Genomic DNA, 7,576 nt, shown 5'->3' with positions numbered 1-7,576 from the left:
CGTGATGTGGCGTTGTCGTCGGGTCAGGTATGGGCACAGTGTCATTCGTTGGCGTTCGACTTCTCGGTGTGGGAGATTTTCGGTGCGCTGCTGCACGGTGCGCGGCTCGTCGTGGTGCCCGAATCGGTGACCCGTTCGGCCGAGGAGTTCCATACCTTGTTGGTCGCCGAGCGGGTCAGTGTGTTGAGTCAGACTCCGTCGGCGTTCTATGCGTTGGCTGCCGTGGACACGGACCGGCCGGAGAACCGGCCGGCCCTCGAAGTGGTGGTGTTCGGCGGAGAGGCGCTGGATCCGTCCCGCCTCGGGGCGTGGTTGGCCGTACATCCGGAATCGCCCCGGTTGATCAACATGTACGGGATCACCGAGACGACGGTGCACGCCTCGTTCCGTGAGATCACCGCGGCCGATCTGGAAGATGCGATCTCGCCGATCGGTGGACCGTTGGCGGATCTGGCGTTTTTCGTGCTGGACGGCCGGTTGCGCCCGGTGGCTGCCGGTGTGGTGGGCGAGTTGTACGTGGCCGGTGCGGGTTTGGGTTATGGCTATGTGGGCCGGGCTCCGTTGAGTTCGACGCGATTTGTGGCCTGCCCGTTCGGCAGCGAGGGCGCACAGGCTAGGCGGATGTATCGCACCGGCGATCTGGTGCGCTGGGGCACAGATGGACAGCTGCAGTATCTGGGACGTGCCGATGAGCAGGTCAAGATTCGTGGCTATCGGATCGAGTTGGGTGAGATCCAGTCGGCGCTGATGGCTTTGGAGGGTGTCGAGCAGGCGGTGGTGATCGCCCGGGAGGACCGTCCCGGGGACAAGCGGCTGGTCGGTTATCTGATCGGCTCCGCCGACCCGTCCGTGGCGCGGGTGGCGCTGGGGGAGACGCTGCCGCCCTACATGGTGCCCACGGCCGTGGTTGCCTTGGATGCGTTCCCGTTGACCGTCAACGGCAAGCTCGACAAAAAGGCTTTGCCTGCACCCGAATTCCAGCACATCGACGATTACCGCGCTCCGACCACGCCCACCGAGGAGATCGTGGCGGGAATCTACGCCCAGGTCCTCGGGTTGGACCGAGTCGGCATGGACGACTCATTCTTCGATCTCGGGGGAGATTCGCTGCAGGCCATGCGATTGGTCGCCGCGCTCAATCGGACCCTGGACGCCGGACTGGATGAGCGGGTCATATTCGAGGCTCCTACGGTCGCTCGATTGACGCCTCGTATCGGTGCTGACGAAGGTCGACAACAGCCCTTGGTGGCCGGCGAGCGGCCGGCGGTGATGCCGCTGTCCTTCGCGCAAAGCCGACTGTGGTTCATCGACCAATTGAACGGGCCATCACCGGTTTACAACCTGGCGGCCGGGCTGCGCCTCAACGGTCCGCTCGATGTCGATGCCCTCGGTGCGGCGTTCGCCGACGTATTAGAGCGCCACGAGAGCCTGCGCACGTTGTTCCCGACGGTAGACGGCACGCCTCAACAGCTGATCGTTCCCGCCGACCAAACGGAATTCGGCTGGGAAGTCATCGATGCCGTCGGTTGGACGGCCGACCGGTTGCAGGAGGGGATCGAGCAGGCGGCGCGGCACAGTTTCGACCTCGCCAACGAGATCCCCCTGCAGGCAAAGGTGTTTCAGACGGCAGACGACGAGCACGTGCTGGTGGCGGTGGTGCACCACATCGCCGCCGACGGTTGGTCGATCACTCCGCTGGTGGCTGATCTGGGCGTCGCCTACGCCGGACGGTGTGCGGGGCAGGCTCCCGGCTGGCAGCCCCTGCCGGTCCAGTACGCGGATTACACCTTGTGGCAGCGCGCGCAGCTCGGCGATCTGGAGGACAGCGCCAGCCGTATCTCTGAGCAATTGGGATTCTGGGCGGACAACCTGGCCGGGATGCCCGAGCGCTTGGCATTGCCGACCGACCGGCCCTATCCCTTGGTCGCCGATCAGAACGGCGACCGAGTCGATGTGGAGTGGCCTGCCGCTCTGCAGCAGCAGGTGGCCCGCCTGGCCCGCGATCACAACGCGACCAAGTTCATGGTCATGCAGGCTGCCCTGGCGGTACTGCTTTCGAAGCTCAGCTCGAGTTCCGATGTGGCGGTGGGATTTCCGATCGCCGGACGTCGCGACCCTGCCCTCGATGAGCTGATCGGGTTCTTCGTCAACACATTGGTGCTGCGCGTGGATCTCGCAGGAGATCCCAGCGTTGCCGACCTTCTGGCGCAGGTACGGGCGCGCAGTCTCGGTGCATTCGAGCACCAGGATGTGCCCTTCGAGGTGCTCGTCGAGCGGCTCAATCCGTCCCGGTCTCTGGCCCATCACCCGTTGGTGCAGGTGATGCTGGCCTGGCAGAACGTTCCCGGAGCGACCGGTGATTCCGGCGGGAGGGTGGCGCTGGGGGACCTGCAGGTCACTCAGCTACCGCTGGACACCCACACCGCCCGGATGGATCTGTCTTTCTCGCTGGCCGAGCGGTGGACCGAAACCGGTGAGGCGGCAGGAATTTCCGGGACCGTGGAGTTCCGCACCGACCTGTTCGACGGCGACAGCATCGAAGCGTTGGTCGATCGGCTACAACGGGTGCTCGAGGCGATGGCCGCCGACGAGACCCGCCGTTTGTCCGCGATCGATGTGCTCGATGCCGACGAGCAGAAGCGACTGGACGAGGTGGGCAACCGGGCGACGCTGACCCGCCCGGCACCTGCACCGATGTCCATTCCGGCACTGTTCGAGGCGCAGGTGGCCCGCGACCCTGGCGCGGTGGCCGTCAGTTTCGAGGGGAGCCGGATCACCTACGGGGAGCTCGATCAGGCGGCAAATCGGTTGGCGCACCTGCTTGTCGAGCACGGGGTGGGTCCCGGGCATCGGGTGGCGTTACTGTTCACCCGGTCGATCGAGTCGATCGTCGCGATTTTCGCGGTACTCAAGACCGGCGCGGCCTATGTGCCTGTCGATCCTGCGGTGCCCGACTCGCGGTTGGAGTTCGTACTCGCCGATTCCGCGCCGGTTGCCGTGGTCACCACCACCGATCTGGCCGGCCGACTGAGCGCGCACGGGTTGCCGGTGATCGCCGTCGACGAGGCTCCGACCGCCTCCCGGCCCAGTGGCGCACCACCTGGTGGACCCACACCTGACGACGTCGCCTATCTGATCTACACCTCGGGCACCACCGGCGTGCCGAAGGGTGTTGCGATCCCGCATCGCAACGTGATCCGTCTGCTTGAGGCGCTGGATACCGATCTGAAGCTGTCGGCCGATCTGGTGTGGTCACAAAGTCATTCGCTGGCTTTCGACTTCTCGGTCTGGGAGATCTTCGGGGCCCTGCTGCACGGTGGGCGATTGGTGGTGGTGTCCGATTCGGTGGCGCGGTCGTCTGAAGAGTTCCATGCGTTGCTGGTCGATGAACGCGTCAATGTGTTGAGCCAGACGCCGTCGGCGTTCTATGCCTTGCAGACCGCGGATGAGCTTTCCGCCGCGTTGGAGTCTGAACTTCATCTCGAGTTGGTGGTGTTCGGTGGTGAGGCGCTCGAGCCTGCGCGGCTGGGTGAGTGGTTGCAGGACCATCCGGTGTTACCGCGGTTGATCAACATGTACGGGATCACCGAGACGACGGTGCACGCCTCGTTCCGTGAGATCACCGCCACCGATGTCGAGGGCAGTGTCAGCCCGATCGGTGTGCCGCTGGACCATCTTGCGTTCTTCGTGCTCGATCGCGCATTGCAGCCGGTCCCGGTCGGCGTGGTGGGGGAATTGTATGTGGCCGGTGCCGGTTTGGGCGCCGGATATGTGGGCCGGGCCGGGTTGAGCTCGTCGAGGTTCGTGGCATGCCCGTTCGGAGCGCCGGGACAGCGGATGTATCGCACCGGCGATCTGGTGTGTTGGCGATCGGACGGAGAGCTGCAGTACCTGGGCCGCGCCGATGAGCAGGTCAAGATTCGTGGCTACCGGATCGAGTTGGGTGAGATCCAGTCGGCGCTGATGGCTTTGGGCGGTGTCGAGCAGGCGGTGGTGATCGCCAGGGAGGACCGTCCCGGCGACAAGCGCCTGGTCGGTTACATCACCGGAGACGGCGATCCCGCTGATCTGCGCGCCACGTTGGGCGAGAAGTTGCCGCCCTACATGGTGCCCACCGCGATCGTCGTTGTCGAGGCGTTGCCCTTGACGGTCAACGGCAAGCTCGACACTCGCGCCCTGCCGGCACCCGAATATCAAGACGTCGACCACTACCGCGCCCCGGCCACCGAACTCGAGGAGATCTTGGCCGGCATCTTCGCGCAAGTCCTCGGACTGGAGCAGGTCGGAGTCGACGACTCGTTCTTCGATCTTGGTGGCGACAGTATTTCGGCCATGCAGGTGATCTGGCGGGCGCACGGTGCCGGCCTGACCGGTCGTCCGCGCGACATCTTCGTCCAGCAGACCGTCGCCCGGTTGGCGCGGGTGGTCAGGATGGCCGGCGGCACGGGCGGCGAGATCGACGAGGGACTCGGACGGGTCGTGCCGACCCCGATCATGCGGTGGTTGAAGGACCTGGAAACTCCTGACGGTCCGGTCGATGAGTTCAATCAGACTGTGGTGCTGCAGGCCCCGACGGGTGCCGCCGAGGACGACGTCGTAGTCCTGTTGCAGGCCTTGCTCGATCGGCACGGCATGCTCCGATTGCGGGCGGGGGACGACGGATCGGGCGGTTGGTCTCTCACGGTGCCGCAGGCGGACGGGGTGGATGCCCGCGACTACCTGCACACCGTGGACGTGCTGACGGAAGACGCGCTGGCGGCGGCCCGGTCGCGGTTGAATCCTGCTGCCGGAGCGATGTTGAGCGCGTTGTGGAGTTCGACCACGAGCCAACTGGCGTTGGTCGTTCACCATCTGGCCATCGACGGGGTGTCATGGCGAATCGTGCTGGAGGATCTCAACATCGCCTGGACCCAGCATCGCGGCGGGCAGCCGGTGCTGTTGCCGCCCGCCGGAACGTCGTTCACCGGTTGGGCCGACCTGCTTGCCGAGCATGCGCAGCACCCGGACGTCGTCGGCCACGCGGACGCGTGGCGGCAGGTGACGTCCGTCCCGGCCCCGTTGCCGGCACCCCGGCCGGCGGAGGATACGTTCGCCACCGCCGGGTACCTCACGGAGTTTCTGGACGTCGAGACCACGCGCATGCTGCTCGGCGAGGTGCCCGCGGCATTTCACGCCGGCGTGCAGGAAATCCTGTTGATCGCCTTTGCCCTCGCCTGGACTCAGTACCTGGGGACCGGCGGCGCGCCGGTCGCCATCGACGTGGAAGGTCATGGGCGCCAAGAGGAATTGGCCGGGTTGGGCGGCGCCGATGATCGAGATGTCGACCTGTCGCGCACGGTCGGATGGTTCACCACCAAGTACCCGGTGTCATTGAGCTTCGGAGCCCGTGGAGGCGGGCTGCGTTGGACGCAGGTGGTGGCCGGTGACGCCGCGCTCGGTGCGGTGATCAAAGAAGCCAAAGAGCAGCTTCGAGAGCTGCCCGACGGGCTGACCTACGGTCTGCTGCGCTATCTCAACCCCGACGTGGACCTGGCGGGATCGGATCCCGTGATCGGGTTCAACTACCTCGGGCGGCTCGGTTCTCCGGCTGCATTCGCGTCGGGTGATGTGTGGCGGTTCAGCCAGGACGGCTTGTCGATGACCGGCGCCGCCGGGGCGATACCCATTGCGCTGGCGCACTCCGTCGAGCTCAACGCAGTCACGATCGACACCGACACCGGCCCACATCTGAACGCCACCTGGACATTTGCGCCGTCGGCACTCGACCACACCGCTGTCACACGGATCAGCCGCCTGTGGTTCGACGCCCTGGCGGGTATCTGCGCCCATGTCAGGCGAGGTGGAGGCGGGCTGACCCCGTCCGACATCGCCCCGGTTCGGCTGAGCCAGCAGCAGATCGACGCGCTGCACGGAGATTCTCCCATTTCCGATGTGCTGCCACTGACGCCATTGCAGGAAGGACTCCTGTATCACGCCGGTGTCGCCAGCAGCTCCGGAGACGACGTCTATGCGGTGCAGCTGGATCTCGCACTGAGCGGCCCGCTCGACGTGAGCCAGCTCCACGATGCCGTGCAGACCGTGGTCGGCCGGCATCCGCATCTGGCGGCCCGCTTCTGTCCACAATTCGAGCAGCCCGTGCAGGCAATACCCGCTGACCCCGTGACGCCCTGGCGGTATATCGAGTTGGACGCCAACGGCATTGGCATCGATGCAGAGATCGAGGAGATCCTTGCGGCCGAGCGTGCGGCGGTGTGCGACCTCGGGAACCAACCCGCCTTCCGGGCCGCACTCATCCGCATCTCGGGCAACCGCCACCGCTTCATCCTGACCAATCACCACATCGTGTTGGACGGCTGGTCGATGCCGATTCTGATGCAGGAGATCTTCGCCGGCTACCACGGGCTGCGGTTGCCCGCGGCGTCGCCGTACCGCAGGTTCATGACGTGGCTGGCCGAACGCGATCGTCCTGCCGCGCACGCCGCGTGGCGTGAGGTGCTGGCCGGGTTCGACACCCCGATTCTCGTTGGGCCGCCGCAGAAGTTGCGGTTCGGGGAACGTCGGGTCGATTCGTATCGGGTACCGGCGAAGACCACGCGGGCACTCACGAAGCTGGCACGTTCGCATCACACCACGGTCAACGTGGTGTTGCAGGGTGCCTGGGCGATGCTGCTGAGCTCACTGACCGGTCAGTCCGATGTGGCATTCGGCACCGTCGTCTCGGGTCGGCCCGCCGAAGTCGACGGTGCGGATTCGATGGTGGGTCTGCTGATCAACACGGTGCCGGTGCGGGCCACATTCACACCGGACACGACTACCGGCGATCTGCTGGATCAGTTGCAGAGTGCGCACAACGACACACTTGAGCATCAGCATGTGGCGCTCAGCGACATCCACCGCATCACCGGCCAGGACAGGCTGTTCGACACAGTCTTCGTCTATGAGAACTATCCGACCGACGCCGGAACACAACCCGGTGGCGACGGGTTGGCCATCACCGGTTTCAGCAGCCGCGACTACTACCACTACCCGATCTCGGTGCAGGCCGGGCCGGGCCGCGAGCTGGAACTGCGCGTCCAATACGACACCGATGTGTTCGACGCGGACTCCATCGACGCGTTGATGGAGCGGTTCAAGAAGGTGTTGGTGGAGATGACCGCCCATCCGGGGCGCCGCTTGTCGGCGTTGGACCTCGTGAAAGGTTCCGGGCAACGGCGGCTGCACGGCTGGAGTGGCAAGGCGGTCTCCCCTCAGCCAGAGGCCATGCCGCTGCGGGCATCCGGGGCCGACGAGACCAATGGTGCCTATTGCCCTCCGGCCACGTTGGTCGAGCAGATCGTCGCGAGCATCTACGCCGAGGTGCTGGGGGTGGACCGCATCGGAGTGGAGGAGTCGTTCTTCGCTTCCGGCGGCGATTCGATTTCCGCGATGCGTGCCGTCGCGGCGATCAACGCGGCTCTCGATGTCGAATTGACGGTGCTCACATTGCTCGGCGCCCCGTCGGTGCGGAGCTTGGCTCAGCACCTGGAAAACGCCCCCGCTCAGTGAGCGATCGCCGCGCCCACCCCGGTGGGGCTGT

The 7,576-nt window shown here is 65.7% G+C and carries 1 protein-coding gene and 1 pseudogene; both read left to right on the top strand.

Translation table 11 applies throughout. The annotated features are described in order from the left end of the window. Positions 1 to 7,201, top strand: a pseudogene (locus A5779_RS06250) (amino acid adenylation domain-containing protein); the annotation flags it as partial. 59 nt (positions 7,202 to 7,260) lie between these two features. After that, positions 7,261 to 7,545, top strand: a complete 285-nt coding sequence (locus tag A5779_RS34945; RefSeq protein WP_413784895.1) for a phosphopantetheine-binding protein — start codon at positions 7,261 to 7,263, stop codon at positions 7,543 to 7,545. Positions 7,546 to 7,576: the final 31 nt, after the last annotated feature.

Origin of the sequence: Mycolicibacterium peregrinum, assembly GCF_001665625.1 — a bacterium.
In the GTDB taxonomy this organism is placed as follows: domain Bacteria; phylum Actinomycetota; class Actinomycetes; order Mycobacteriales; family Mycobacteriaceae; genus Mycobacterium; species Mycobacterium peregrinum_B.
This window is presented reverse-complemented; position numbering and strand designations above follow the sequence as displayed.